The sequence below is a fragment of the Gammaproteobacteria bacterium genome (assembly GCA_015709635.1).
In the GTDB taxonomy this organism is placed as follows: domain Bacteria; phylum Pseudomonadota; class Gammaproteobacteria; order Burkholderiales; family Nitrosomonadaceae; genus Nitrosomonas.
Genome location: CP054180.1, coordinates 2,402,168 through 2,428,269, shown reverse-complemented (window position 1 = coordinate 2,428,269; position 26,102 = coordinate 2,402,168). Strand labels below are relative to the sequence as shown.

Annotated in this window: 30 protein-coding genes; 26 read left to right on the top strand and 4 right to left on the bottom strand. The window is 50.7% G+C overall.

The features are described 5' to 3' along the window. Positions 1-176: 176 nt before the first annotated feature. From HRU78_11615 to pilQ, 5 genes are read left to right on the top strand one after another with little or no spacing between them, the layout of a single operon-like run. The gene (locus HRU78_11615) at positions 177-1,280 is read left to right on the top strand and encodes a pilus assembly protein PilM (protein ID QOJ24210.1); all 1,104 of its coding nucleotides are present in this window, start codon (positions 177-179) and stop codon (positions 1,278-1,280) included. Beyond that, complete coding sequence (locus HRU78_11610; GenBank protein ID QOJ24209.1) at positions 1,277-1,867, top strand: PilN domain-containing protein; 591 nt, start codon at positions 1,277-1,279, stop codon at positions 1,865-1,867. Before HRU78_11615 ends, HRU78_11610 begins: the two co-directional genes overlap by 4 nt. A gap of 11 nt (positions 1,868-1,878) precedes the next feature. Next, a complete protein-coding gene (locus tag HRU78_11605; GenBank protein QOJ24208.1) occupies positions 1,879-2,502 on the top strand; it encodes a type 4a pilus biogenesis protein PilO in 624 nt (207 codons plus the stop codon). 21 nt (positions 2,503-2,523) lie between these two features. Beyond that, a complete protein-coding gene (locus tag HRU78_11600; GenBank protein QOJ24207.1) occupies positions 2,524-3,042 on the top strand; it encodes a pilus assembly protein PilP in 519 nt (172 codons plus the stop codon). Between the two features lie 29 nt (positions 3,043-3,071). Continuing rightward, positions 3,072-5,177: a type IV pilus secretin PilQ gene (pilQ, locus tag HRU78_11595; GenBank protein QOJ25037.1), complete on the top strand. Its 2,106-nt coding sequence runs from the start codon at positions 3,072-3,074 to the stop codon at positions 5,175-5,177. Positions 5,178-5,184: 7 nt separating this feature from the next. Here the strand turns inward: pilQ and HRU78_11590 are convergent, their stop codons facing one another. Together HRU78_11590 and HRU78_11585 are read right to left on the bottom strand one after the other, a co-directional pair. Continuing rightward, positions 5,185-5,649: a tRNA (cytidine(34)-2'-O)-methyltransferase gene (locus HRU78_11590; GenBank protein QOJ24206.1), complete on the bottom strand. Its 465-nt coding sequence runs from the start codon at positions 5,647-5,649 to the stop codon at positions 5,185-5,187. 8 nt (positions 5,650-5,657) lie between these two features. Continuing rightward, on the bottom strand, positions 5,658-6,353 hold the full coding sequence (locus HRU78_11585; GenBank protein ID QOJ24205.1) for a ComF family protein: 696 nt from the start codon (positions 6,351-6,353) through the stop codon (positions 5,658-5,660). Between the two features lie 131 nt (positions 6,354-6,484). Between HRU78_11585 and bioB the strand changes: the two genes are divergently transcribed. The 14 genes from bioB (at position 6,485) to HRU78_11515 (ending at position 16,233) form a co-directional block, all read left to right on the top strand. Further along, positions 6,485-7,492 (top strand): biotin synthase BioB, encoded by a 1,008-nt coding sequence (bioB, locus tag HRU78_11580; GenBank protein QOJ25036.1) that lies wholly within the window; start codon positions 6,485-6,487, stop codon positions 7,490-7,492. Continuing rightward, positions 7,493-8,659: an 8-amino-7-oxononanoate synthase gene (gene bioF, locus HRU78_11575; GenBank protein QOJ24204.1), complete on the top strand. Its 1,167-nt coding sequence runs from the start codon at positions 7,493-7,495 to the stop codon at positions 8,657-8,659. Further along, on the top strand, positions 8,656-9,426 hold the full coding sequence (gene bioH / locus HRU78_11570) for a pimeloyl-ACP methyl ester esterase BioH (GenBank protein QOJ24203.1): 771 nt from the start codon (positions 8,656-8,658) through the stop codon (positions 9,424-9,426). Before bioF ends, bioH begins: the two co-directional genes overlap by 4 nt. Continuing rightward, positions 9,404-10,282 (top strand): malonyl-ACP O-methyltransferase BioC, encoded by an 879-nt coding sequence (gene bioC / locus HRU78_11565; GenBank protein QOJ24202.1) that lies wholly within the window; start codon positions 9,404-9,406, stop codon positions 10,280-10,282. Before bioH ends, bioC begins: the two co-directional genes overlap by 23 nt. Position 10,283: 1 nt before the next feature. Further along, a complete protein-coding gene (bioD, locus tag HRU78_11560) occupies positions 10,284-10,946 on the top strand; it encodes a dethiobiotin synthase (protein ID QOJ24201.1) in 663 nt (220 codons plus the stop codon). Between the two features lie 456 nt (positions 10,947-11,402). After that, entirely contained in the window at positions 11,403-11,939 is a 537-nt protein-coding gene (locus tag HRU78_11555; protein QOJ25035.1) for a PEP-CTERM sorting domain-containing protein, read from the top strand. A 78-nt stretch (positions 11,940-12,017) separates the two neighbouring features. After that, on the top strand, positions 12,018-12,314 hold the full coding sequence (locus HRU78_11550; GenBank protein ID QOJ24200.1) for a DUF3175 domain-containing protein: 297 nt from the start codon (positions 12,018-12,020) through the stop codon (positions 12,312-12,314). Positions 12,315-12,417: 103 nt separating this feature from the next. Beyond that, positions 12,418-13,056: a hypothetical protein gene (locus HRU78_11545; GenBank protein ID QOJ24199.1), complete on the top strand. Its 639-nt coding sequence runs from the start codon at positions 12,418-12,420 to the stop codon at positions 13,054-13,056. A gap of 88 nt (positions 13,057-13,144) precedes the next feature. Next, positions 13,145-13,516 carry a DUF202 domain-containing protein gene (locus HRU78_11540; protein QOJ24198.1) on the top strand — a complete coding sequence of 124 codons (372 nt, stop codon included), beginning with the start codon at positions 13,145-13,147 and terminating at the stop codon, positions 13,514-13,516. Positions 13,517-13,710: 194 nt separating this feature from the next. Next, positions 13,711-14,292 (top strand): hypothetical protein, encoded by a 582-nt coding sequence (locus HRU78_11535; GenBank protein QOJ24197.1) that lies wholly within the window; start codon positions 13,711-13,713, stop codon positions 14,290-14,292. Positions 14,293-14,402: 110 nt separating this feature from the next. After that, positions 14,403-14,615: a DUF4177 domain-containing protein gene (locus tag HRU78_11530; protein ID QOJ24196.1), complete on the top strand. Its 213-nt coding sequence runs from the start codon at positions 14,403-14,405 to the stop codon at positions 14,613-14,615. Between the two features lie 31 nt (positions 14,616-14,646). Beyond that, positions 14,647-15,030 (top strand): TM2 domain-containing protein, encoded by a 384-nt coding sequence (locus tag HRU78_11525; protein ID QOJ25034.1) that lies wholly within the window; start codon positions 14,647-14,649, stop codon positions 15,028-15,030. A gap of 224 nt (positions 15,031-15,254) precedes the next feature. Further along, the gene (locus HRU78_11520) at positions 15,255-15,767 is read left to right on the top strand and encodes a PEP-CTERM sorting domain-containing protein (protein ID QOJ24195.1); all 513 of its coding nucleotides are present in this window, start codon (positions 15,255-15,257) and stop codon (positions 15,765-15,767) included. A 16-nt stretch (positions 15,768-15,783) separates the two neighbouring features. Further along, on the top strand, positions 15,784-16,233 hold the full coding sequence (locus tag HRU78_11515) for a hypothetical protein (protein ID QOJ24194.1): 450 nt from the start codon (positions 15,784-15,786) through the stop codon (positions 16,231-16,233). A gap of 23 nt (positions 16,234-16,256) precedes the next feature. Here the strand turns inward: HRU78_11515 and HRU78_11510 are convergent, their stop codons facing one another. Beyond that, on the bottom strand, positions 16,257-17,495 hold the full coding sequence (locus HRU78_11510; protein ID QOJ24193.1) for an HDOD domain-containing protein: 1,239 nt from the start codon (positions 17,493-17,495) through the stop codon (positions 16,257-16,259). A gap of 420 nt (positions 17,496-17,915) precedes the next feature. On the opposite strand from HRU78_11510, the gene HRU78_11505 reads away from it, so the two are divergent. Then, positions 17,916-18,836 (top strand): CPBP family intramembrane metalloprotease, encoded by a 921-nt coding sequence (locus HRU78_11505; protein ID QOJ24192.1) that lies wholly within the window; start codon positions 17,916-17,918, stop codon positions 18,834-18,836. Between the two features lie 40 nt (positions 18,837-18,876). On the opposite strand, the gene pip is transcribed toward HRU78_11505, so the two are convergent. Next, positions 18,877-19,839, bottom strand: a complete 963-nt coding sequence (gene pip, locus HRU78_11500; GenBank protein ID QOJ24191.1) for a prolyl aminopeptidase — start codon at positions 19,837-19,839, stop codon at positions 18,877-18,879. A 150-nt stretch (positions 19,840-19,989) separates the two neighbouring features. On the opposite strand from pip, the gene HRU78_11495 reads away from it, so the two are divergent. From HRU78_11495 to HRU78_11470, 6 genes are read left to right on the top strand one after another with little or no spacing between them, the layout of a single operon-like run. Next, positions 19,990-20,247, top strand: a complete 258-nt coding sequence (locus tag HRU78_11495) for a hypothetical protein (GenBank protein QOJ24190.1) — start codon at positions 19,990-19,992, stop codon at positions 20,245-20,247. Then, a complete protein-coding gene (locus HRU78_11490; GenBank protein ID QOJ24189.1) occupies positions 20,240-21,415 on the top strand; it encodes a patatin-like phospholipase family protein in 1,176 nt (391 codons plus the stop codon). Before HRU78_11495 ends, HRU78_11490 begins: the two co-directional genes overlap by 8 nt. A 54-nt stretch (positions 21,416-21,469) precedes the next feature. Further along, entirely contained in the window at positions 21,470-22,189 is a 720-nt protein-coding gene (locus tag HRU78_11485; protein ID QOJ24188.1) for a TerC family protein, read from the top strand. Positions 22,190-22,220: 31 nt separating this feature from the next. Then, positions 22,221-22,646, top strand: coding sequence for a universal stress protein (locus tag HRU78_11480; protein ID QOJ24187.1), 426 nt, complete (start codon positions 22,221-22,223; stop codon positions 22,644-22,646). Positions 22,647-22,667: 21 nt separating this feature from the next. Continuing rightward, entirely contained in the window at positions 22,668-23,432 is a 765-nt protein-coding gene (locus HRU78_11475; GenBank protein QOJ24186.1) for a 3',5'-cyclic-nucleotide phosphodiesterase, read from the top strand. Between the two features lie 11 nt (positions 23,433-23,443). Continuing rightward, positions 23,444-25,822 (top strand): GspE/PulE family protein, encoded by a 2,379-nt coding sequence (locus HRU78_11470; protein QOJ24185.1) that lies wholly within the window; start codon positions 23,444-23,446, stop codon positions 25,820-25,822. Positions 25,823-26,102: the final 280 nt, after the last annotated feature.

The following is a 26,102-nucleotide window of genomic DNA, read 5'->3' as shown; positions in this document are numbered from 1 at the left end:
AGGGTATATTTATTGTTTTTCTTTGAATAGAATTTCCCGGATTCTGTCAGAATCAGCAACAGCTTTCTCAATCCGCTGAATAAACTTGGATTTTTTTCAGACGATGAGCAGTTTATATATTAAACTCATAGAGTGTATTTATAATGCCAAGCGCGAGTATCGCTTCTAACTGAACAATGTTCAAGGGAAATTTTGATATCAATTTAGACTTCCTGAAGTTGAAGTCGCCGTCATTGATCGGTGTGGATATTAGCTCCTCATCGGTCAAAATGGTTGAATTATCGATGGCCGGCAAAAGCAATCAGGCCTATCGTATCGAACGCTATGTCATAGAATCCTTACCGGCGGATGCCATGCAGGATGGCGGAATTGCCAATATGGAAGCCGTGACTGAAAGTTTGCAGCGCAGTTGGAAGCGTATGGGAACGCGCCAGAAGAATGTGGCATTGGCGTTGCCTGCAACGGATGTAATTACCAAGAAAATTGTAGTGCCGGCCGGACAGCGTGAGGAAGATCTGGTTTTTCAAGTGGAGAATGAGGCCAGCCAATACATTCCTTTCCCATTGGATGAAGTTGATCTGGATTTTCAAGTTACCCGATCCGTTCCGGATAATCCGGATGAAGTGGAAGTTCTCATTGCGGCTTCGCGCAAGGAAAAAGTGGAAGACCGGGTGGCAGCAGCGCTTGCGGCGGGTCTTAAAACGGTCGTCGTGGATGTTGAGCCCTACGCGGCGCAGACAGCATTTGAGCTGACGCTGAATCAACTGCCAGACGGCGGGAAAGACCGGGTGATAGCGCTCGTTGATATTGGCGCGACGGTCATGAAGGTGAACGTGCTGCTGAACGGCGAGTCGCTGTACACGCGCGATCAGCATTTCGGCGGTGATCAGCTGACACAGGAGATTCATAATCAATTCAATCTTTCCCTGGAAGAATCGGAAACCGCCAAACGCGGAGGGAATCTGCCGGGAAATTATCAGGCGGAAGTATTGCAACCCTTTTGTGAGACGCTGGCGATCGAAGTGATGCGCGCCATTCAGTTTTTTTATACTTCAACGCAATATACCGAAGTCAATTATATTTTTATCGCTGGCGGTTGTGCCGTCATTCCGGGATTGGATGCAATCATTGCGGCACGCACCCAGGTCAGCACACTGGTGGTGAATCCCTTCGCCGGCATGGAATTATCGAGCCGCATCATTTCGCGCCAATTGAATCAGGACGCTCCCGCGCTTTTAATCGCTTGCGGTTTGGCCCTGCGAAGTTTCGATCCATCATGATTCGTATCAATCTACTCCCGCATCGCGAACTGAAGCGGAAAGCCAGACAGCAGCAGATTGCGATTCTGGCCGGTGCAGTGAGTTTTCTTGGAGTTCTCGTTGTCTGGGGGATTTATTCCATCATCGCGGGCAATATCGAGTATCAGAATGCCCGCAACCAATTTTTGCAGAACCGTATTGCCGTTCTGGATAGCGAGATTGCCGAGATTCGCAATATCAAGACACAAACGCAGGAATTGCTCGCACGCAAACATGTTGTCGAAACATTACAGAACAGCCGTTCCGAAGTCGTGCACTTGTTGGATCAACTGGTGAGATTGCTGCCCGAGGGTGTGTATTTGCAAAGCGTTAAGCAGAATGATCAGAACATTACGCTGCTGGGGTATGCGCAATCCAATGCCTGGATATCCACGCTGATGCGGAATCTGGAATCTTCGCCGTGGCTCGAGTCGCCGCTGTTAGTGGAAATCAAGGCGATGACGGTTAACAACATTCGCCAGAATGAGTTCAATATGAGAATAAAACTCAGACGGACATCGATTGATGATGTGCAAAAACCGCTTACCAATCCTCCCGGAAAATCATAAGGCTATTCAGCATGAACGACTTGCTCATCGAATTGCGTCAGCTCGATATCAATCAAGCGGGAAATTGGCCGGCGCCCATTAAAATTGGCGCCCTGGTTATTTTATTTATTGCCATCATTATTGCAGGTCATTTTTTAGTGTGGCAAGACCAGACCGCGATGCTGGAGAAAATCCAGGCGGAGGAGGAAACATTAAAAAATAGTTACTTGATTAAAAAAAGGAGTGCGGTCAATTTACCGGCGCTACGCACCCAACTGGGAGAAATAGAACAATCGCTGAGTGCCATGCTGAAGCAGCTTCCCGATAAATCCGAAATGGAAGCGTTACTGGTCGATATCAATCAGGCAGGTTTGGGGCGAGGATTACAGTTCGAATTGTTCAAACCGGCGGAAAAGGAAACGATCAACGCATTTTATGCCGAGCTTCCGGTTGCTATCCGGGTAACGGGTGGTTATCACGATATTGGCGCTTTTGCCAGCGATATTGCGCGATTGTCGCGTATTGTCACGCTCAATGACATCACTATTGCTCCTGGGACAGATGGAAAATTGGTCTTGGATGCGGTCGCGAAGACGTTCCGCTATTTGGATGAGGAAGAAATGGCGAAGCAAGTAAACAAAGCAAGTAAAAAGTAAATGATAAAAGGTAAATGATCGATGATGAGAAGCATATACCTGCTGGTGTTATTCGCGGCGTTTTTGCCGCTGCTGACGGCCTGCAGCCAGAATGACTTTAGCGATTTGGAAGCCTTTGTTCAGAGCGCCGGCGAAGGGATGCAAGGCCAGATTGATCCGCTCCCTGAAATTAAGCCGTATCAATATTTTACTTATCAGGCTTTTGACATTCCCAGCCCCTTTGTGCCCCGCAAAAATGATCATGTGCAAACCATCGGTAATGGAATTCAGCCGGACTTGGCGCGGCGTAAGGAAGTGCTGGAAGCCTATCCGCTGGAAAGCTTGTCGATGGTCGGAACATTGCAGCAACACGATAAGATTTTTGCTTTGATCAAATCTCCGGACGGTACTTTGTATCGTGTGCAAACGGGGAACTATCTGGGTCAGAATTTCGGAAAAATTAACCACATATCGGAATCAGAAGTTAAACTATCGGAGATCGTGCAAGATGGCGTAAATGAATGGATTGAAAAAACAAGTGCACTCATGCTGAAGAATTAAAATAAACAACCCTAAAGCTACCGATAATGATGAAAAGATATGGTCTCAACATCGTATTAGCAGCACTGTTGATTTGTTTTGCGGCGGCGGTTTTTGCGCAACAAACGATCACTGCGGAAGCACCGCCGAATAGTAGTAATAGTATCCGTTCAATCGATATTTCCACCTTCCAGAATGGTGAAGTTATTGCCAAACTTACTTTGGATCGGCCATTGCCGACACTGCCGACGGGTGTCGCATTGGATAATCCGCACCGGATATATTTTGATTTCCATCAGGTTGCCAACGGCTTGGGCAAAAATGTGCAAGAAGCTGCCGAAGGCGATTTGCGCAGCATCAACATCGTGCAGGTTGGGGATCGCACCCGGCTGGTGTTGAATTTGGCCAGGCTCATGCGGCACGATATGCAAGCGCAGGGCAATAGCCTGTTAATCAAGCTGGTCAGTGTGCGGGAAAGTCCGGTAACGGCTTCGGAGGTACGGTTTGCGGAGGAAACTCCGAATCAGCAAGTGAACAGCCTTCAGGATATTGATTTCCGCCGTGGTGCCAATGGGGAAGGGCGGATTGAGGTTGATATGACAAAACCCGGTACCAGCGTCGATGTGCAATTGCAAAATAACGATATTTTCGTCGAATTCGTCGATACTGTGCTTCCCGGCAGCTTGAGAAGGCGATTCGATGTCGTCGATTTCGCAACACCCGTACATACCATTGAAACCTCTAAGAAAGGCAATAATGTCCGGATGCATGTCAAAGCGGGCGGACGCTGGGAACATTCCGCGCGGCAATCCGGCACCCGATTTGTTCTGGAAGTCCGGGCGCTGAGCGAAGATGAGGAAGAGCAAGCGAAAAAGAAACGCGCCAACGGCGGATACACCGGCGACCGGTTATCGCTTAATTTTCAGGATGTCGAAGTGCGCGCAGTGTTACAAGTCATCGCCGATTTTACCAATCTGAATATCATCGCCAGCGATTCCGTTGCAGGGAATCTTACGCTGCGGTTAAAGGATGTGCCGTGGGATCACGCGCTCGATATCGTGTTGCAAGCGCAAGGATTGGATAAACGGCAGACGGGTAATGTCATTTTTGTCGCGCCGCGTAAGGAAATGGCGGACCGGGAATTGCTCGACGTGGAAGCGAAGATGCAGATTGCCGACATGGAACCGTTGCGTTCCGAAATTTTTCGTTTGAATCATCGCAGGGTCAATTCGATGTCGTTCGAAAGCATGCTTAGCAAACGCGGCACGATCAATATGGATGACATCAGTAATACGGTTACTGTCACCGATATCCCATCCCGATTGGAAGAAATCAGAAAGCGCATCCAAAAACTGGATATTTTTGAACGGCAAGTCATGATCGAAGCGCGTATTGTTGTGGCGACTGATCAATTCAGCCGGAATCTGGGAGCCCGTTTCGGGATTCAGAATGCAAACAATGTGGGAAGTTATGGGCTTGGAATTTCGGGTAATCTGGCTAGTTCGAGCTCTCTGGCCAGCGGAGGCTCGGCATCAGGTTCGGACAATCTGAATGTGAATCTACCTGCAGCGGCTGCGACCGGTCTATTGGGCGGACCTGCAGCACTGGGTTTGAGTTTATTGAAGATTAATAATAACCGGCTCATTAATCTCGAATTATCGGCGCTGGAGACTGATCAGAGAGGACGGGTTATTGCGAGCCCGCGCGTGGTTACTGCGCATGGCGTAGAAGCGATCATCGAGCAAGGTGACCGGGTGCCTTATCAGCAAGCGACCAGCAGTGGCGCCACCAGTATCCGCTTCATCGATGCTACGTTGCGGCTGAAAGTTAAACCGTTGATCACCTACAATGGTCAGGTTGATATGGAATTAAATGTCAATCAAGACCAAATCGGCACGGCGATCAATCAATTCCTGCCGCCACCGATCAACACCAAGTCGGTAACGACCAAGGTTCTCGTTGAAAATGGCGGAACTGTCGTCATTGGCGGTATTTTTGATCGTACTGAAAATGAGGTGGTCAACAAGGTGCCGATGCTGGGCGATATCCCGGTGCTAGGGTACGTTTTCCGTAATACCACCAAAGTCGATAACAAACGTGAATTGCTGATTTTTGTAACACCGCGCATCTTGAGCGAGAGCCTCAATTTGCAGTGATCGTTCGTTATTGTCCGGAGGGAAATCCGATTTGCCGCCATGCTTCATAAGTGACAACGGCAACGGTATTGGATAGATTCAAGCTGCGGCTGGTAGCCACCATCGGCACGCGCAGACGATGCGCTTCCGGAAAAGTCTCCATGATGTGAGCGGGCAGACCGCAGCTCTCGGCACCGAATAGAAAAACATCACCCGCGGCATATGCCACTTGGTCGTAGCGCTGTTTTCCCTTTGTGGTGATCGCGAACACGCGATGTCCTTGCAAGCTCCGGTTGCACTCCGCCCAATTCTCATGCACTTTGATTGAAGCGAATTCGTGGTAATCCAAACCGGCGCGTATCAGTTGCTTATCCTGCAGCGGGAAACCGAGCGGCTTGACCAAATGAAGCTGTGCACCGGTATTGGCGCACAAGCGGATGATGTTGCCGGTGTTGGGCGGAATTTCAGGTTGATGCAGAACGATGTGAAACATGCGGTAATTTAAAAAGTATAAGGACCCAATCGACTAATTTCCGGCAGAGTTCTGGCGATAACCCAGTTGCTGATTTCGGTAGCGCCTTGGCGGCGTAATACCTTTGCCAATTCATTGAGTGTCGCGCCGGTAGTCATGACATCATCGACGATCACAACATGTCTGCCGGACAAGTCTATTTTACAACTAAAAGCCCGGCGGATATTTCTCTGCCGCTCTTTCCACGGCAATCCGGTTTGCGGCGCTGTATGTTTGATGCGGCTGCAGCCATCCGGCAGCAAAGTAATTGCCAGTTGTTTCGCAATATAACGGCTGATTTCCATCGCTTGATTGAATCCGCGTTCCCGCAGCCGGATCGGGTGGAGCGGCATCGGCATGATGATATCAGGCAGCGCACTGACCGTTTCCAGCCGGGCAATAAGTTGCTTTGCCAGAACTGCTGCGATGGCCAGGTTGCTTTGATATTTCAGTGCCTGAATCATGGCATCGACAGGAAATGCATAGCGTAAGGCTGCGGTGGTGCGCGTGAATGCCGGCGTTTTTTTCAGGCAAGCACCGCAGATTTCGCCGGTTGGCACCGGCCACAGGCAAATAGGGCAATGGTTGGCGGGTAATTGCGGTAAATCGCGCTGACAAGCGCTGCAAAAATCTTCGTCAGTGGTTATGCCGCAAAGCAGGCAGTTTTTCTGAGTGCGGATTCGCATCGTATATAATCCATTGTTTGAAAATCGGCAGTGGTAAAATAGGCGGCACTGACATCATTCTTGATTATCGAAGGCTATCGGCAAGCGCTGCGATCGCTACAGCATTTAAACGGAACAATAGGTAAATGGATATGAATTGGGATTCACTGATAAGCGGCGAGATACAAAACGATCCGAGTGGTATCACCGGAAAATCGCAAGATTCAACAGCTTGGAGCGTAGCGGATGTTGAAGCGTTGCTGAATGCAGCGTTTAACGATCTGCTTTTCCGCGCGCAAACGGTGCATCGCCAATATCACGATGCCAACGGCGTGCAGTTATCGACGCTGATTTCAGTCAAGACCGGCGGCTGTCCCGAAGATTGCGGTTATTGTCCGCAAGCCGCGCGCTACCATACCGGGGTCGAGAATCAGGACTTGCTGTCGTTGGACGAAGTGGTTATTGCTGCGTCGGCGGCCAAGGCCAAGGGTGCTTCACGTTTCTGCATGGGCGCGGCATGGCGCGGACCGAAACAGCGCGACATCGAAAAAATGACCGAGATGATACGCGCGGTCAAGTCGCTCGGCATGGAAACTTGCGCCACTTTGGGTTTGTTGAAGCCGGGTCAGGCGCAACAGCTCGGCGAAGCCGGTCTGGATTACTACAACCACAATCTCGATACTGCGCCGGAATATTATGAAGAAATCATCACCACGCGGCAGTATCAGGATCGTCTCGATACGCTGCAGGAAGTGCGCCACGCCGGCATCAACGTGTGTTGCGGCGGTATCGTCGGCATGGGGGAGACGCGCCGTTCGCGTGCCGGCTTGATCGCGCAACTGGCGAATTTGAATCCTTATCCGGAATCGGTGCCAATCAATCATCTGGTACAGGTCAAAGGCACGCCGCTGTACGGCACCGAAGAACTGGATCCGCTCGAATTCGTGCGCACCATCGCTGCGGCGCGGATCACGATGCCGAAAGCCATGGTACGGCTATCCGCGGGCCGCCAGGAAATGTCCGATGCGGTACAGGCGTTGTGTTTTCTCGCCGGTGCCAATTCGATCTTTTACGGCGACAAATTGCTGACGACGTCGAATCCGGAAACCGATCGCGACCGGATGCTGTTGGATAAACTGGGATTGCGCGCACTGTCGTAGATGTTTGCCGATCTGGCCGGGCAGCTGCACGTCCGCGAGCAGCAAGGTTTGCGGCGGGTAAGACAGATCGTCGACAGCCCGCAGGCGAGTCATGTCATGATCGGCGGGCAGGATTATCTGGCGTTCAGCAGTAATGATTATCTCGGGCTGGCCAATCATCCGGATTTGATTCAGGCGGTATGCGAAGGCGCGCGGCGCTACGGAGTTGGCGCCGGTGCATCGCATCTGGTCAATGGGCACTCGACGGCGCATCATCAGTTCGAAGAAGCGGCGGCGGCATTCACCGGTTTTCCACAAGCGCTGTTGTTTTCCACCGGTTACATGGCGAATACCGGCGTGGTGACTGCGCTGGCGGGGCGTGACGATGCCGTTTTTGCCGACAAGCTCAATCATGCATCGCTCAATGATGCGGCGCTGTTATCGCGCGCCAAATTCATCCGCTATCCGCACCTCAATCTGGTGGTGTTGGAGAAACGGCTGGCGGCAACCCAGGCGCGGCGCAGATTGATCATTTCCGATGCGGTATTCAGCATGGAAGGCGATATTGCGCCGATTGCGCAACTGATCGCTCTGTGCGAGCGCTACAATGCGCTGCTGGTGCTCGACGATGCGCACGGTTTCGGCGTGCTCGGGCGGCAAGGGCGCGGCAGTCTGCATATGGCGCCGGGACTTGCCGCACATTCCCCGCATGTGATCTATATGGCTACACTCGGCAAAGCCGCCGGAGTGTTCGGCGCGTTTGTCGCGGCGCAACCGGATGTGATCGAAACCTTGATCCAGTCGGCGCGCAGTTATATTTATACCACCGCTACGCCGCCGGTGTTGTCGCATGCGCTGCTGACAAGTTTACGGCTGATCGAGCAAGACGAGTGGCGGCGTGAGGTGTTGACGCAGCACATTGCGCAACTGCAACAGGGCTTGCAGTCATCGCCTTGGAAGTTGCTGCCATCGACCACACCGATTCAACCGCTGTTGATCGGCGACAGCGCTGAAGCCGTACGCATCAGTCAAGGACTGCGCGAGCGCGGCCTATTGGTGCCGGCGATCCGTCCGCCGACGGTGCCGCAAGGTATGGCACGATTGCGTATTTCCTTGTCCGCCGCGCATCAGCCGCAAGACATCGCACGGCTGACCGATGCCTTGCGCGAACTGGCCGCACCGTCATGACCGCACTGCATATCGAAACGTTCGGGCAAGGTCCCGATCTGGTGCTATTGCACGGCTGGGCGATGCACAGCGGCATCTGGGGCAGCGTGCGCGATTCGCTGGCGCAGCATTTCCGTTTGCATCTGATTGATTTGCCCGGGCACGGCCTGAGCCCGGCGTGCGAACCGGGAACACTCGATCATCTGACCGAGGTCGTGGCTAATAGCTTGCCCGAGCGTTGCCTGCTCGGCGGCTGGTCGCTGGGCGGGCAGATCGCGATGCAACTGGCGCTGCAGCAACCGCAGCGGGTCGAGAAACTGATCCTGATCTCGACCACGCCATGCTTTGCTTGGCAGAATGATTGGGAGTTCGGTATGGATCGTAAGCTATTGCAACTATTTTTGGAGAATCTGAAACTGAATTATGCGACTACCATCAACCGGTTTTTGACGCTGCAAATGAGCGGCGACCGCGATGCGAGCAAAATTCTGCCGCAATTGCGCAAAAGTTTTCTGCAACGCGCCGAGCCGGATCCCGCAGCACTGGAAAAAGGTTTGAGGATTTTGCAGCACAGCGATTTGCGCGGCCGCATCGGCGACATCCGGCAACCGGTATTGATCATGCACGGCGGTAATGATGTCATCACGCACCCGGCGGCGGCGGATTGGATGCATCGGCAATTGCCGCAATCGCGCTATCTGAAATTCGATCATTGCGGGCACGCACCGTTTTTGTCGTACCCCGAACAATTTGTCATGCATCTCAATGAATTCCGAACAAACGCTTGATAAAAAACAACTGCGCGCTTCGTTTGAGCGCGCCGCCAACAGCTACGACCAGGCGGCGGTGTTGCAACGCGAAATCAGCAATCGCATGCTGGCGCGCCTGGAATACATCAAATACCAGCCGGATGTCGTCCTCGATGCCGGCAGCGGTACCGGTTACGGTACGCAGCAACTGGTTAAACGCTACCCGCAAAGCCGTTTGATCGCTTTCGATATCGCCTGGACGATGCTCACGCACGCGCGTCCGAACACCGCTTGGTGGCAACGTTTGCTGCCGTTGCAGCAGCGCAGCGGCTATGTGTGCGGCGATATCGAGCAACTGCCGTTCAAGAACGAAAGCATCGGTCTGATTTGGTCGAACCTCGCGTTGCAATGGTGCAACGACCTGGATCGCACCTTTGCCGAAATGCACCGCATATTGCGCGCCGACGGGCTGCTGATGTTCAGCACCTTCGGCCCGGATACATTGAAGGAGTTGCGTCAGGCATTTGCGAGTATCGATGGTTACCAGCACGTCAACCGCTTCGTCGACATGCACGATATTGGCGATCTGCTGCTGAATAACCGTTTTTCCACGCCAGTGATGGACATGGAATACATTACGCTGACCTACGACGACGTCATCGGCGTGATGCGCGACCTCAAAGCCATCGGGGCGCATAACGTGACCCAGGGGCGGCGCCAGGGATTGATGGGTAAGAATCAATGGCGGCAGGCGATCGATGCTTACGAAACCTTGCGCCGCGACGGTAAATTGCCGGCCACATTTGAAGTGGTGTACGGCCACGCCTGGAAGCCGTTCGATCCGCGTTCGATTCTGACACCGGAAACGCGCCGGCAGTTGGGATTGCCGCCTTAATATGGGGCAAGGCTACTTCGTTACCGGCACCGATACCGGCATCGGTAAAACCATCGTCAGTTGCGCGTTGCTGCGTGCGTTTGCCGCACAGGGGGAAAAAGTTATCGGCATGAAACCGGTAGTAGCGGGCAGTGAAAACGACCACTGGTACGATGTCGAACAACTGATCGCCGCCAGCAACATCAGCGCCGCCCGCGAGCACATCAATCCCTACGCTTTCGATCCCCCGGTCTCGCCGCATATCGCCGCGCAACAAGCCGGTGTCGACATCGATCTTGCCGTGATTCAACGTGCTTACCAGGCGCTTAGCAGTCAGGCGGATATTGTCGTCGTCGAAGGCGCTGGCGGTTTTCTGGTGCCGCTCAATGCGCGGCAAACCGGTGCGGATCTGGCGCGCGCATTAAATCTTCCGGTGATTCTGGTGGCCGGCATGCGCCTTGGCTGTTTGAATCATGCCTTGCTGACCGCGCAAGCGATCTGCGCGGCTGGTTTGTCATTGGCAGGCTGGGTGGCGAATGGCATTGATCCGCAAATGATGATGCTGGAGGAAAATATTGCCACGTTGGAACAGCGATTGAATTGTCCGCTGCTGGGAATATTACCGTTTACCAAGGAAACGGTTATGCAACAAAAATCCAGTCCGTTGAATGTTTTAAAACTCTAAGGAAGCTCTGAGAAGCTACTGCGCTCGACCATGTTGCATTTTAATCAGGTTCAAAATGCTCATTTACCATTCATAAACTATGCTGTTTCACTTGATTTCGCCTTGCTTGGTCATCGCTTGCTACCTTTTTCAGAGTTTTTCTAAGCCAATGATTGCTTGAAAAATAATTTTTTAGATCGGTACTTGATTCAATCGGAAAAACGGAGAATACTTGACATCTGCTTGTGGCCGGATTCAATAAATTTTGACCGTTTTGTCGCAGCAGGAGTATCAGACAAATGCCCTACTGTTCAAACCAGTAGTGCATTTGGAACAAGATAAATGGAACGATTTACTTTTTCCGGTGTTTTATACTCAAAATTCTAGTGCCAATCTGGTTGCCAAGGGCTTCTAAATTGGTTCGATCAATAATAAAAAAGGAATAATTCTATGTTTCATACGTTTACTCATTCAGTGATGCGGCTAGCCGCTGCTCTGATTATTACCGGAGGAGTCAGCTTATCCGCTTACGCTTTTCCGATTGCCGCACCAGGCACCGAAGGTCTTAAAGTAATTGCGACAGGCGGAGAAATCATCGCAACTTACGAAGGAAATTCCGCTTCATTCAGCAATGATCTCTACTTGGATTCTACTTTTATTTTTAATAACCACGCCACACCGGTCGGTACCTCAGTAAGCTTGGGAACTTTTGTTGCCGGAACCGAGCTCGTGTTCCGTATGCACGTCAACAATACCGGCTATGATTTCTTTACCGGTGAAGCAAGCCGCAATCCGGACGGCCACGAGCACGCGCGTGTTCAATCCGACTGGCTCCCGCATACCACGTTGGTCAGCTTCGAGGATTTGTATAACGGGCCGTTTGACTACAACGATTTAAGTTTCTCATTCACCAATACGATAGCCGCCGTGCCTGAACCGGAAACTTATGCGATGTTACTGGCCGGGTTGGGATTGGTTGGTTTTTTTGCGCGTCGCAGAAAACAAAATAACTAAAATAACAGAACTGGCTTAATTGAAGTAACCCCGTTCAATGTAACGGGGTTATTTTTTAATAGCGCCGCATAATGGTTTATGCCGCAAAATACCCCACGCAATTGGTCGCACCAAGTCACCGAAACCAGCGACGCCCTCGATCTCGAGTCCGGTGTATTTACCTGGGATGATCCGCATAAAATCGCGTTGTCGCTGAAGCATTCCGCCGACTGCAGCGAACGGCGCAAGGCGGAGCCATTTGCATCCGCGATGTCGATGCTGAATTTCTACATCAACCGCGCAGGAAAGAATTTGTCGGCGCAGCAGCGCGAGGTGCTGGAAAAAGCCAAGGATGAGTTGCGCGTACTTTATGGAAAGCCGCACCGCAGCGGCTAGGCTGCTATCCTGGCGACCGGTCACGTAGCTTTTTTTGCTTCAGCCTGTCACAATCTGCAATTTCTTTTCGCCATCATTCGTTTAATCCGATAGTTTTTTACCCATGAGTTACCTCAACTTAACCGACCATCAATTGAATCCCATCAGCCATTGGGAACGGCCGCTGGATACGGCGAGCATCCCTTTGGCGCGCGATCTGGCGTTGTTCGATCAAAACGGTTACGACCTGACCGACTTGGAACAGCGCTACGCAGCCGCCAATCAGATGCAGGCACACTCGCACCGGGAGCACCGGCATGCGCTGAAAGCGCCGTGGTTCACACAACCGGATCGGGTTGAGGGTGCGGTGCTGAATCATAGTTTGCTGTTCGAACGCAAAGGTTACGCCGGGGAAGCGCTGCAACAACTACAGCACTGGGCGCAAGCGAATCCGCTGATCTATAAAATCATTCGCATCCGCCCGAAATGGGGGCTCGATTTCAGCATCGATTACGCCGACCGTGACGGTAACGTGTTCGAAGTGTTGCATTGGGAGTACGACGGTTTCGATTATGCCGAAGTCGAAGACCGCAAGCAGGAACTGGAACCGAGATTCGCCGCCATCGATTGGGACGATGCCGCTACCAGCATCCTGCAGCAGAAAGAGCAGTGGCACCACCTCGATTTCTTCGCGCAAAGCGACTGGAAATGTAATTACTTCGGTATCGTCAAAGAACGCTTCAAGATGGTGATTTGGGAGTAAGAACATCGAGCCCACGAAAAGAAGTCGCTGACGTTTCATAGAACATCATTTTGTTTGCTCGATCACAGTCATCCGTTTAGGAGAAAGCATGTCAGACCTCAAGGATCCGAGAGTACTCTTTGCTGCGGAGCGCACGCTGCTGGCTTGGAACCGTACCAGCCTTGCCTTGATCGCCTTCGGGTTTTTGGTTGAGCGCACCGGTCTTTTGTTGAATGTCCTCGCGCCGGATCGCCTGCATGCTTCCAGCATGGTGTTGACATTGTGGCTGGGTTTCGCTTTCGTTTTCCTTGGTGCGGTATCGGCGATTTATTCATCCCGTCAGTACGCGGTTTTTCTGAAAACCCTGAATCCGGCTGAATTTCCGGAGGGCTACGGAACCCGTTGGGGCATATTGGTGAATGCCACCGTGGCTATCTTGGGTTTGGGGCTCATTGCGGTTCTTTACATTGGGCATTCGTGAGGTAATCACTGAGGAAGCAAGGATGCCGTGCGTCTAGCGATTCCAAGCGCCGTGAACACTGATTGAGTAGCCAAAAATAGCTGTTTTTTCTCGATGAATCAGATGCGCCAAGAATATTTCGGTTCAAACTGAACCAATCAGGAGTACTGAGCTCTTACACGATTCTGTTTTTCACAGCTCATCACAAAAAGAAAATGTTCTACAAAGAAACTCTCAGTCTGATTGCTATCGCGATCACTTTGGCTGCTTTCATTCCGTACATCCGGGAAATTTTTCGCGGAGCGGTCAAACCGCATATTTTTTCCTGGGTGATTTGGGGTGCGACCACGCTGCTGATTTTTCTAGCGCAACTGGAGGACAAGGGCGGTGCGGGTACTTGGCCCATCGGTGTTTCAGCCATAATTACGATAGGTATTGCCTATCTGGCCTATATCAAGCGTGCCAATGTAGTGGTCACTCGAACCGACTGGGTATTTTTTATTGCAGCATTGTCTTCGTTGCCGCTGTGGTATTGGACATCCGATCCGCTGTGGGCGGTGGTATTGCTGACAGCGATCGACGTAGCCGGATTCGGTCCTACGGTCAGAAAAGCGTATCAATTTCCGTATTCGGAGTCTTTGCTGTTTTTCGCATTATTTACGTTGCGCAACGTGTTGGTGATGCTAGCGCTGGAGAATCTTTCCGTGGCGACGCTATTGTTCCCGGCTGTCATGCTGGTGATCTGCTTATTCATGGTCACCATGATCGCTTACCGCAGGCGGGTTGTGGTCGCGTAATACATTTGCGCATTGGATTCCGCCATTAACACCGGCCGTCCCGGCTGCAGTAAACTGGCTGGGTGATGCAAGCAATCCCACAGTCCAATTAAAACAAAAGGCGCACAACAATGGCTTATAAGGAATACAAAGTGCTGTACGTGACGGAAGGCGGATTGGGGACGATTTTCCTGGGAGCCTCCGGCATTCCGATCAAGCGCTTGGAGGCGACGCTCAATAGAGAAGCGGCGGATGGCTGGACATTGGTGTTTCAGTTTGTCGAGCAGAAACGGTTTTTGTTGTTTTGGAAGCGGGAAGCCGTCATCATCACGCTGGCGCGTTGAACTGCAAAGCAGGCTGCGTATGAGCATCGCACTGAAAAGCAAGGAAACCATTCAAGAGGATGAGGAGCGCATCAGAAAATGGGTGCGCGAATTACCGGATGACAAACGGCTGCAATTTTTTAAGCAAGCCGAACAAGAACTGAAAGATCCGGATACTTATGCGGTGCTGAATTATCTCTTTATCGCCGGATTGCATCATTTTTATCTGGGCAAATGGCTGCGCGGCATGACCAATCTGGGCGTTTTTACCGCCGGTGCGGTTTTACTGTTTACTGCTTTTGCCGGTACCGGTTTGCTGCTGATGATCGCGATCACCGCGGTTGAATTGCGGGATCTGTTCAATTCGCAGAGCGTGGTTCAGGATTACAATAATAGTGTGATGGAAAATATTTACCACAGTCTGACCAAAGACTGAGGGAAGTGCTGATTAATTCAGCGGACGAGATGAAGCACGAGGCGCACGGAACACAGCAACCGAGATATCTCAACAAGATAGACGAGGGAGCGAGTACCGCGCAACGAAGTGATTCGCTCGTATAGTCAATTAATCAGCGTTTCCTGAGCAAACCGGAATCTGATCGCGGTTTCACGCATTTCAACCGGACTTGCAAAAATAACCACTTCATTCTCGAGTACTGTATGCACAAAGGGTTGCGTTTAATTCTATCCGGTTTAGTTGTAATACCATTGCTCGTATCCGTATCTGATGCCAGCGCCGAAAAGTTATGGAATTGGCGCTATACGGGAAGCAAAATATCGGCCAGCGGAACGTTTTCGACTGCCGAGACCGCGGATGAGCAAGGGTATTATCAAATTCTCACCATTGCCGGCCACCGCAACGGTGAACGCATTACCGGACTGCATCCCACCGGCAAATCGATTCCGGGGAACGAACCGTTTACGCTGGACAACTTGGTCCGTGTCGATGCAAACGGGCAGATCACGCCGAACGGTTTCGGTTTCGCCACAGCCTCCGGTAACTACATCAACACTTTTTACGCCAGTTTTCTTGCCACACCGGTATACATGGAAGTATTTGTCACGCCGACCACTTATAGCGAACTGCCGGTCACATTCGTTGCCACACCGGTTTCCGAGCCGGAAATCCAACTGGACACGCCAAGCGGTGAACCGGGAAAAATGGATGATTAAGGGGATTACGGATCGAATGAGAAAACCGCTCCTGCTCGCGCTGACCGCTCTGTTGATCGCATGCGCGACACCGCTTCACGGCGATTTAGAGCAGCAGCGGAAAAAATGGCGCGAAGCAAATATCACGCACTACCGTTTTGAATTGAATCTGGTGTGTTTCTGCGTGTTCCGGAGTCGTATGCCGTTGCAAATCGAAGTGTTGAACGGGCAGGTCGTGGCGATAATGGATAATGCCGGTCGTGCGGCCACGGCGGAGGATACCAATTATGATTATTTTTCCCGCTACGCGACATTCGACCGCTTGTTTTCCGAGATTCAATCGGACTTAAGCGGCAAAGCGGATAAGGTTGTTGTCGCTTATCATCCGGATTACGGTTTTCCAACCCGGATCACCGTCGATCGCATCACAGGCGCTGCGGACGATGAACTGAGTTTGACAGTATCCGCGTTTGAGCGGCTGCCTTAGCCGCAAGACTGATCCGGGCTGTTCTAATTGGCAATGTCGCCGGTTTGACTGGCCCAGCCGCTGGCTTGTATTTTGATGCCGGTGAATTCATCCAGACTCAGGAAACCGAGATTGGCCAGAATGGATTGAATCGCGGCATGATCGCCTTGTCCATCCGCTTCCAGCAATTTGAGCGCCTGGCCCAAACGCCCCTCACGTGTCATCAGCGCTTGGCACATGTCCTCGGAAATGCCCAGTTTATTGACGATCTGTTGCATATCGATGCCCAATAATTCGTCGAGCAGCGACAAAATGCCGACAATGAAAGCTCTTTCGTGGTGATTTTTGTCGTGCGGACGCTCGGCGGCGGCGATCAATTCCATTATTTTGCCGCGTTCCACCGCGTTTTGCATGCGCAAATCGGGCATGCCGTCTTCCGCTGAACCGGAGGTATACAGCAGCAGCTGTATCCATTTCTGTAATTGCCCGCATCCCATCAACGTGATGGCATGCTTGATCGAATTGATTTTCCGCGGCAAATCACCGGCCACGGAATTGACCATGCGCATCAGGTGATAGCTCAAGCCGGGCTGGCGTTTGAATTCCCTTTCAATGGCTTCGTGATCGCAATTATCCGTCACCAAAGTCAACAACTTCTGCAGCGACGGTTTGCCCGGATCGGCGCGCTTGACCGACATCACTTCGGGCTTGGCAAAATAGTAACCCTGAAACATCTGGAATCCCAATTGCTTGCAGCGCATTTCCTGTTCCCGGTTTTCCACTTTCAGCGCCAGCAGCAGAACCGGCCAGTGTTTCAGCGCCGCGACCAGTTTTTCCAGTTCGCTGGTTTCGAGCGCCAGCACGTCGACTTTCACGACGCTGACGATCGGTAGCAACTGTTCGATTTTGCTGTCGATGGACACGATATTATCCAGTGCGAATTGGTATCCTTTTTGTTTCAGCTCGTTGCATTGCTGCAAAAATTCCGCCGTGATTTGTTCCGGTACTCTGACTTCCAGCACGACATGCTTGCTGGGCAGCAAGCTGATGATGTCGCTCATGATCAAATCGAGATCGGCATTGATAAAACCGCGTTGCTGCCCGAGCACATTCTGAATGCCGAAGCGGCCGTAGGCATTGACGATCACGTTGGCCGACGCGGACAAATCATCGGTGATTCTGGCTGCTTCCTGGGTCTGTTCCTGGCGGAACAGCAATTCGTATGCGACCAGGTTTTGATTGCGATCCAGAATGGGTTGCCGGCCAAGAAAATAACTTTCCATTGATTCCTCCGCGTTGATCGATGACTGCAACTGCTTGTTCGGGTAAATGAAGCTGGAGTATACGGTAGGGGAAAAGGTGATCCAAAGCGGGAATAAGCGGGCTTTTCCGTTCAGCGGGGAATTTGGTCAATCGTGGGATGCATATTTAAGGAAGCTCTGAAAAAGGTAGCGAGCGACGGCCAGGCAAGGCGACATCAGGCGAAAAAGCACAGTTTACGAATGGTAAATGAGCATTTTGAGCCTGATTTCAATGCAACATGACCGAGCGCAGCAGTTTTTCAACGCTTTCTTAAGGCACAATAATCATAGCCGTAGTATTTCGCTTTTATAAGAGCATTTCCTTGCAATCGCAACCGGCGGTTGTTTTGTAGCGAGATGCAAGATTTATTTCTTTCTCAGTAAACCAATTTTGCTTTTTGGGTGGCAGCTATCTTTACTTATTTACGTAACGCCGCATCAGGGATCGATCAATATCTGTTGCTGTTTTGCACGGTTTGGACAGGTATTCTGATTGCGCTGAACTATGCGCTGAACATCGAGAGCGGCATGATTCAAAGGCTGGATTCGCGCTTTAGTCAGTTTTGTGCGCTTTTTGCGGTTTATGGCAGCGCTTTTATCGTGCCGTACGGATTTGCTATCTGGTTTAGGAGGCATCTTGTGGTGCCTGCGCCGGGGTTTTGGCTGCTGTTGCTGCTGGCGCCGGCCTTATTTGCGCTCAAGGCGAGTATCGCCAATCCATTGCAAAATACCATCGAAGGAGTTTGGGGCAGTTATTGGGCGATCGTCACGACGCTACCGTTTAAATTGCTGGTCGTGCTGATTCCTTTGATCGTTTTTTACCGGGTGTTTCCCGAGCAACCGGGTTTCTGGGGCATTACGGTGCGGGGTGTGCGCTGGCAGCCTTATGGCCTGATGCTGGCAATGATGGTGCCGCTGATTGTTTTTGCCGGCACGCAGCCGGATTTTTTGCAGGCCTATCCGCGCTTAAAGCAGATTGCCTTCATCGCGCCGCACACGGAATATTTCGGCTGGTATCAGTTATTGTACGAAATCAGTTACGGTATTGATTTTGTAACGATAGAACTATTCTTCCGCGGCTTCCTGATTTTTGCATTTGCCCGTTATGCCGGCGCGGCGGCGATTTTGCCGATGGCGGTTTTCTATTGCAGCATCCATTTCGGTAAGCCGTTGCTCGAGTGCGTTTCTTCATTTTTCGGCGGTTTGATATTGGGTATTGTTGCCCATAGAACCCAATCCATCATCGGAGGCTTGGCCGTGCATCTTGGGATCGCCTGGATGATGGAAATCAGCGGTTACGTGGGAAATTTAAGGAGCGGATAAACCCAAACCCGGATGCGACCGGCAGCGGTATGACGGTGCTTTACTTGCTGCGGGTTTTGAAGCGATCGGTGGCGCGGATCAAAGCGGCTTGTATGCCCGGTTCCCACACCGAATGCCCGGCATCGTCGATGACGATGTATTCCGCTTGCGGCCAGGCGCGATGCAGGTCGTCCGCGCTGACGATCGGGCAAACCGCGTCGTAGCGGCCTTGCACGATGGTGGCGGGGATGTCGTGCAGTTTGTGCACGTTATCCAGCAGTGAATTTTCCGGCAGGAAAATATCGTGCATGAAGTAATGCGCTTCCATGCGCGCCAGCCCGAGCGCCACGGTGTCGCTGGCGAAATAGCTGACTGTCGCCGGATTCGGCAGTAATGTCGAACACGAGCCTTCGTAGGTGCTCCAACTGCGTGCGGCGGGCATATGGATAGCCGGATCGGGATCCATCAGGCGCCGGTAATAGGCGGAGAGAATATCGCTTCGCTCTGATTCCGATAACGGTGCGACCAATTCACGCCATGCTTCCGGGAACAGATTGCGCAATCCATACAAAAACCAGTCGATTTCCTGTTTGCGGCACAGGAAAATGCCGCGCAGGATAAAACCCAGGCAGCGTTCCGGATGCGCTTCGCCATACGCCAGCGCCAGCGTGCTGCCCCACGAGCCGCCGAATACCAGCCAGCGCTCGATTCCCAGATGCTGGCGCAGTGCTTCCAAGTCGTTGATCAAATGCGGTGTTGTGTTGTTTCGTGTCTCGCCCAGCGGTGTGGAACGTCCTGCGCCCCTTTGATCGTATATCACGATGCGGTAATATGCCGGATCGAAGAAGCGCCGGTGTGCTGGTGTCGATCCGGCACCGGGGCCGCCGTGGAGAAATACCACTGGTGTGCCGGAGGGGTTGCCTGATTCCTCCCAGTACATGGTGTGAATGTTATCCAAGGCTAATGCGCCTTGCCGGTAGGGTTGGATTTCAGGATATAGTGCAACGGGTAAATGATGATTCATGATATGGGTACAAATGCCGATAATTAATTAGGTTTAAGAAAGACAGAAAAACGTGGCAAACATCACAGAGTTCGAATCTTAAATCGATTATAGTTCTTGCTATAGTGCTCGACAGGTTGTTTACTGTATCAATGTCAAAAGGAATATCATATGCCTAATACTATCCTGAGAGAACAAGAAGTTTCCATGTTGCGCGAGGAAATGGAAATATTGATGAATGAGCGTCAATGTCTGCTCGATACCACCGGTGCTGCGGCGGTGTTTGTGGCCAAGTTGGACAGTTCCATATTGCCGGATTCGGTTTGCCAAGCGGCAAAAATCTTGTCCAGTTCGTTAAATAACTTACCAGAAGAAACCTTACGGGATGCGCTGGAGAGGGTGAAGTCAGAGTTTGCAGTTCGTGTATGAGCAAAAAAAAGAATTAACCGCGCCTAAAGTTGGACTTGTTCTAACCGGCGGCGGCGCGCGCGCGGCTTATCAAGTCGGCGTGTTGCGCGCAATTGCCGAGTTATTGCCCGATAAAACGCGTAACCCGTTTCCGATCATTTGCGGTACTTCTGCCGGCGCTATCAACGCTGCCAGTATCGCGGTTTCCGCCAATAATTTTGCCGAAGGTGTCGAACGGCTTGAAGCTGTCTGGTCAAATTTTCATGTTGACCAGATCTACCGTTCGGATCTCATGGGTGTTATTCACAATACACTGCGTTGTTTGCTTTCCTTGGTATCGAGCGAGTACGGCCAGCATAATCCGATTTCCTTGCTCGATAATTGCCCGCTGGAAACCTTACTCAGAAACCGTTTTTCTTTTCGCACCATTCAGCACTGTATCCGCTCCGGTTCGCTGCATGCCTTGGGGCTGACGGCATGGGGATATACATCAGGGCAGTCGGTAACTTTTTATCAAGCGGCAAGAGAAGTGCTGCCGTGGAAGCGGGCGCAACGATTGGGTATTCCGGTTGAAATCGGCGTCGAACATTTGATGGCTTCGTCAGCGATACCGTTTATCTTTCCCGCTGTCAAATTGAACCGTGAATATTTCGGCGACGGCTCCATGCGTCAATTGGCACCCATTAGTCCGGCGCTTCATCTGGGTGCCGACAAATTATTGATCATCGGCGTGCGCAAACCTGTGACCGACGAGCCCAAACGGATGAGCGCATCGGGTTATCCGCCTTTTGCGCAGATTGCCGGGCATGCGTTGAACAGTATCTTCGTCGATAGTCTGGATGTCGATCTGGAGCGTTTGCTGCGTATCAATGAGACGCTGAAATTGATTCCGCCTGAGGCGCTTAAAGCCAAAAATATACCGTTGCGTCCGGTCGAATCGATGATGATCGCGCCGAGCGAGGGAATCAACGAAATCGCACAAAAATATGCGCATACATTGCCATGGATCATGCGGTATTTGTATCGCGCGATTGGTGCCATGGGCCCGAATGGTTCGACGCTACTCAGTTATGTTTTATTTGAAGTTCCCTTTTGCCGCGATTTGATCGAGCTGGGTTATAACGATACCTTGCAGCAAAAAAATGAACTCTTGAAGTTTATCGGGGTTCAAGACGAAGACAAGGCATAGAAAATCCGCTAGTCCTATTTTTTATTGGTTTGAAATTTTTGTCAGGAAAAATAAATGGCTTTTGATAGTCCGCAATTCTGGATCGCAGTGTTACAAATCATTGCAATCGATATCGTGCTCGGCGGCGATAACGCCGTGGTGATCGCGCTGGCGTGCCGGCGCTTGCCTGAGCAGCAGCGTAAGCTGGGTATTTTTTGGGGTGTTTTCGGCGCTATCGTACTACGCGTGGTACTGATCTTTTTTGCCTTGAGTTTGTTGACGATGCCTTATCTCAAGATCGTCGGAGCGGTTTTATTGGTGTGGATCGGCATCAAGTTGCTGCAACCCGAAGCGGAAGGGTCGCATGAGATCGATGCCAGCACGACGTTAATCGGCGCGATCAAAACGATCATCGTGGCGGATGCGGTGATGAGCCTGGACAATGTCATCGCCATTGCCGGCGCAGCCAAGGATGACATTGGGCTGGTGGTTTTCGGTTTGGTCGTCAGCGTACCGATCATTGTGTGGGGCAGTCAGATGGTGCTGAGAGTCATGGATCGTTATCCGGTGACGATTGCCATTGGTGCCGGATTATTGGGATGGATTGCCGGGGATATGGCGGTTACCGATGTGGTCACCAAAGAGTGGGTCAGTAGCGAGGCGAAGTATCTCCAGTGGATTGCACCGGCTTCGGTCGCCTTGCTGGTTATCGTTGCGGGTAAAATGTTGGCTGCGCGGAAACCCGCTAAGCTGGAACCATTGGAAGACTTGGTTAAGGAAAGAAATCCCAAATGATGGATCATGCATAAAAATTGAGAGATTGATCATGTTAAAAATTTTATTACCTGTAGATGGCTCGGATAACGCCAACAAGGCGGTGACCGATTTCATTGCTTTATTCGGCTGGTATAAGGAAAAACCGGAGCTGCATTTATTGAGTGTGCAACCTCCGCTGCATGGCAATGTCTCGTTGTTCATCAATCAAGCGGATATTAAGCAGTATCACCAGGAAGAAGGACTGAAGAGTCTGCAAAGCACGCGTGCTTTACTCGATCAGGCGGGAATTGCTTATCAGCATCACATTGTGGTGGGTGATCCGGCCGAAACGATTGTCCGGTTTGCCAGTGAGGAGCAATTTGACCAGATTGTCATGGGGCCGCGTGGCAAAGGCGGTATACAAGGTCTGCTGCTGGGATCGGTAACCAGCAAAGTGATGCAACTGGCAAAAACTCCCGTGTTGTTGATGAAGTGATGAATTTCTAGGGCTAGTCTTTTGAAGCTCAGGATCTTGGGGTGTAGCGGAGGGATAGGGAGCGGCGAACAAACCACGGCAATGCTGCTGGATGACGATGTGTTGATTGATGCTGGAGCCGGTGTCGGTAATCTGAGCTTAGCCGAAATGATCAAAATCGATCATATTTTTGTTACACATGCACACTTGGATCATGTCGCTTTTATTCCTTTTCTCGTTGATACCGTCGGTTCACTGCGCAACAGACCGATAACGATTCATGCTATCCAGCCTACGCTGGATACGTTGCAAAAGCATTTGTTCAACTGGCATCTGTGGCCGGATTTTACAAGAATTCCCAATGACAATTCCCCTTATATGCGTTACGAAGTATTGACGCTGGGGGATACTTTTTTTCTTGAGGGACGTGCGATTACACCAATGCCGGCTCATCATACCGTTCCCACCATCGGTTTTCAGTTGGACTCGGGATCCGTCAGTCTTGTTTTTTCCGGCGATACGACGACTAATGATGCCCTGTGGCTGGCCGTTAATAAGATCACGAATCTGAAGTATTTAATCATTGAAACCGCCTTCTGCAATCAGAAAAGGGATATTGCGATCAGGTCCCGGCATTTATGTCCCAGCTTACTGGCGGAAGAATTGGAAAAACTGGAACGGAACGTGGAGATATTTATTACGCACCTAAAACCGGGTGAAGCCGACGTCATTATGGAAGAAATACAGCAATGCGCCGGAAAATATAATCCACGCCGCCTTGAGAACAATCAATTATTTGAATTTTAGGAAGCGATGCCATGGGTACAATTACAACGATACAACTACAAAAAAATAGTGCGAGCAGCATAAATGAATCGGCTTTTTCCAAGAATCTACAGATTGTTGTCAATAAGATACAAGCTGCCAACGATATCGATGAAATCATGCTGGAGGTTAGTAAGGATATTTGCACGTTACTGGATGCGGACCGGTTTACTATTTATTCGCTGAGTGACGACAAATCATTTTTTGTTTCCCGGGTTAAAACAGGATTTGATTCTTTTCAGGATCTGAAACTGGCGGTGACGGAAAACAGTATTATCGGTTATGCCGCTTTGCAGAAGAGAATTGTCAATATTGCAGATGTTTACGATAAGAGCGAGTTAAAAAAATTTAATCCGTTACTTGTTTTCTCCAATGAAGTGGACAAACGCACCGGTTATCGGACCAAGCAGATGCTGGCGGTACCGATCCTGAATGCTGACAGCCGGGAGCTGGTTGGTGTGGTTCAGGTGATTAATAACAGGTGTAATGAGTCATTCACGGCTGTGATCGTGGAAGGTGTGGAGGAAATTTGCCGTATGCTTGCAATGGCATTTAGGCAGCGTCAAAAGCCCGTGCAATTGCTGAAATCAAAATACGATTATCTGATTTTCGATGCCCTGATTTCCGCCGCTGAATTAGAACTGGCAACCCGCTCGGCGCGTAAAAAAGGTTGCGATGTGGAAGACGTATTGATTGAAGAATTCCAGATAAGCTTGCCGCTCATCGGTAAAGCGCTGGCATCATTTTTTCAGGTTAAATACGAGCCTTTCAAGGTTGACCGGATTAAACCGATCGATTTACTCAGAAATTTAAAAAAGGATTATGTTGAAAGCAATTCCTTGCTGCCGATCGATGAAACCAAAGACGGGTTGATAATCCTTACGCTGGATCCCGAACGGATTAAGTCGCAACGTATCGCCAATACGATTTTTCCCAAACACAAAATTACTTACGCAGTTACCACTCAGCGTGAATTCAATGCAACGATCGAACAGTTCTATGGCGGCAGCACTGACGAGATCGGCACGGGCGACATCAATGAGATGCTGACCAATCTGGGCGCGGAAGATACTGAAGAAGCCGGCGCTGAGATCGAGGAGTCTTCGGCCGCTACCGACAACGAGCTGGTTAAACTCGTCAATAAGATCATTATCGATGCCTACAAGATGGGGGTATCGGATATTCATATCGAGCCCTATTCAGGCAAGGAGAAAACCAAGATCCGCTTCCGCAAGGACGGTTCGCTGATGTCATATATCGAAATTCCTGCAGGCTATCGCAATTCGTTGGTGACGCGGATCAAGATCATGTGTGATATGGACATTTCCGAAAAGCGCAAACCGCAGGACGGTAAAATAAAATTCAGGAAATTCGCACCGCTGGATATTGAGTTGCGCGTTGCAACACTACCCTCGGCGGGCGGCTTGGAAGATGTCGTGATGCGTATTCTTGCGGCCGGCGAACCAATTCCGCTGGAGAAAATGGGTTTTACCGGGCATAACCTGGAAGAGTTGAAAAAAATCATCAGTAAACCCTACGGGTTATTTTTTGTGTGCGGCCCGACAGGCTCAGGTAAAACAACCACGCTGCATTCCGTTTTGAAGTATCTCAACCGTGACGACACCAAGATTTGGACTGCGGAAGATCCGGTTGAAATTACACAAAGGGGATTGCGCCAAGTACAAATCAATGTCAAGGCAGGGTTGACCTTCCCGGTCATCATGCGCTCATTCTTGCGGGCCGATCCGGACATTATTATGGTCGGTGAGATGCGCGACAAGGAAACTACCAGTATCGGCATTGAAGCTTCGCTAACAGGTCACTTGGTATTGGCGACATTGCATACCAACAGTGCTCCTGAATCGGTCATACGGTTACTGGATATGGGTATGGATCCCTTTAATTTTTCCGATGCACTGCTAGGCGTACTGGCGCAGCGATTGGCCAAACGGCTGTGCAAATGTAAACAACCGCATGTCGCGGATGAAAGCGAGATTCAAGCGTTATTGCTGGAATATTGCGGAGAACTGAAAAATATAGACCGATTCAAGGCCGATCCGGAAGCCGCCTATCAAGAAATTCAGCAGCAATGGATCAAGCAATACGGCGACGAGAATGGCCGGATTACCTTGTATAAAGCCGTCGGTTGCGATAATTGCGTGGGTACCGGCTATTCCGGCCGGGTGGGATTGCATGAGTTAATGACAGCAACCGATGCGCTGAAAAAAAATATCCAAGAGCGCGCTCGTGTAGCGGATATGCTGGTAACTGCCCTAGGGGACGGTATGCGGACGTTGAAGCAGGATGGGATCGAAAAGGTTCTGCAAGGAATTACCGATATTCACCAGGTACGGGTGGTTTGTATCAAGTAAGCAATGTGACAATTTTTGTTACATTGTGACGTAGTAATGTCTTTTGTATGATGAAAGTTGCTGCCGAAAGAATTTTGCTGGATTCAATTCGTATGCATGTCCTTGAGTTTTCGTTACGAATTTTTTTGCTTATCATCAGTATTAAACTCTCATTTAGAGCTTGCTCAGTCTCAATGTATACTTCTTAGTGCATAATGTTAAGTAATCGCAAAACATGCAGGCGGTTTTAAGAAGGTACAACGCCCATTATAGGGTATAGGGATTGTGTCTTAAGAAACTG

Excerpts from the sequence above, each read along its gene's own strand:
- HRU78_11615 (QOJ24210.1), top strand. The coding sequence starts at position 177 with ATGTTCAAGGGAAATTTTGATATCAATTTAGACTTCCTGAAGTTGAAG.
- HRU78_11610 (QOJ24209.1), top strand. The coding sequence starts at position 1,277 with ATGATTCGTATCAATCTACTCCCGCATCGCGAACTGAAGCGGAAAGCC.
- HRU78_11605 (QOJ24208.1), top strand. The coding sequence starts at position 1,879 with ATGAACGACTTGCTCATCGAATTGCGTCAGCTCGATATCAATCAAGCG.
- HRU78_11600 (QOJ24207.1), top strand. The coding sequence starts at position 2,524 with ATGATGAGAAGCATATACCTGCTGGTGTTATTCGCGGCGTTTTTGCCG.
- pilQ (QOJ25037.1), top strand. The coding sequence starts at position 3,072 with ATGAAAAGATATGGTCTCAACATCGTATTAGCAGCACTGTTGATTTGT.
- HRU78_11590 (QOJ24206.1), bottom strand. The coding sequence starts at position 5,649 with ATGTTTCACATCGTTCTGCATCAACCTGAAATTCCGCCCAACACCGGC.
- HRU78_11585 (QOJ24205.1), bottom strand. The coding sequence starts at position 6,353 with ATGCGAATCCGCACTCAGAAAAACTGCCTGCTTTGCGGCATAACCACT.
- bioB (QOJ25036.1), top strand. The coding sequence starts at position 6,485 with ATGAATTGGGATTCACTGATAAGCGGCGAGATACAAAACGATCCGAGT.
- bioF (QOJ24204.1), top strand. The coding sequence starts at position 7,493 with ATGTTTGCCGATCTGGCCGGGCAGCTGCACGTCCGCGAGCAGCAAGGT.
- bioH (QOJ24203.1), top strand. The coding sequence starts at position 8,656 with ATGACCGCACTGCATATCGAAACGTTCGGGCAAGGTCCCGATCTGGTG.
- bioC (QOJ24202.1), top strand. The coding sequence starts at position 9,404 with ATGAATTCCGAACAAACGCTTGATAAAAAACAACTGCGCGCTTCGTTT.
- bioD (QOJ24201.1), top strand. The coding sequence starts at position 10,284 with ATGGGGCAAGGCTACTTCGTTACCGGCACCGATACCGGCATCGGTAAA.
- HRU78_11555 (QOJ25035.1), top strand. The coding sequence starts at position 11,403 with ATGCGGCTAGCCGCTGCTCTGATTATTACCGGAGGAGTCAGCTTATCC.
- HRU78_11550 (QOJ24200.1), top strand. The coding sequence starts at position 12,018 with ATGCCGCAAAATACCCCACGCAATTGGTCGCACCAAGTCACCGAAACC.
- HRU78_11545 (QOJ24199.1), top strand. The coding sequence starts at position 12,418 with ATGAGTTACCTCAACTTAACCGACCATCAATTGAATCCCATCAGCCAT.
- HRU78_11540 (QOJ24198.1), top strand. The coding sequence starts at position 13,145 with ATGTCAGACCTCAAGGATCCGAGAGTACTCTTTGCTGCGGAGCGCACG.
- HRU78_11535 (QOJ24197.1), top strand. The coding sequence starts at position 13,711 with ATGTTCTACAAAGAAACTCTCAGTCTGATTGCTATCGCGATCACTTTG.
- HRU78_11530 (QOJ24196.1), top strand. The coding sequence starts at position 14,403 with ATGGCTTATAAGGAATACAAAGTGCTGTACGTGACGGAAGGCGGATTG.
- HRU78_11520 (QOJ24195.1), top strand. The coding sequence starts at position 15,255 with ATGCACAAAGGGTTGCGTTTAATTCTATCCGGTTTAGTTGTAATACCA.
- HRU78_11515 (QOJ24194.1), top strand. The coding sequence starts at position 15,784 with ATGAGAAAACCGCTCCTGCTCGCGCTGACCGCTCTGTTGATCGCATGC.
- HRU78_11510 (QOJ24193.1), bottom strand. The coding sequence starts at position 17,495 with ATGGAAAGTTATTTTCTTGGCCGGCAACCCATTCTGGATCGCAATCAA.
- pip (QOJ24191.1), bottom strand. The coding sequence starts at position 19,839 with ATGAATCATCATTTACCCGTTGCACTATATCCTGAAATCCAACCCTAC.
- HRU78_11495 (QOJ24190.1), top strand. The coding sequence starts at position 19,990 with ATGCCTAATACTATCCTGAGAGAACAAGAAGTTTCCATGTTGCGCGAG.
- HRU78_11485 (QOJ24188.1), top strand. The coding sequence starts at position 21,470 with ATGGCTTTTGATAGTCCGCAATTCTGGATCGCAGTGTTACAAATCATT.
- HRU78_11480 (QOJ24187.1), top strand. The coding sequence starts at position 22,221 with ATGTTAAAAATTTTATTACCTGTAGATGGCTCGGATAACGCCAACAAG.
- HRU78_11470 (QOJ24185.1), top strand. The coding sequence starts at position 23,444 with ATGGGTACAATTACAACGATACAACTACAAAAAAATAGTGCGAGCAGC.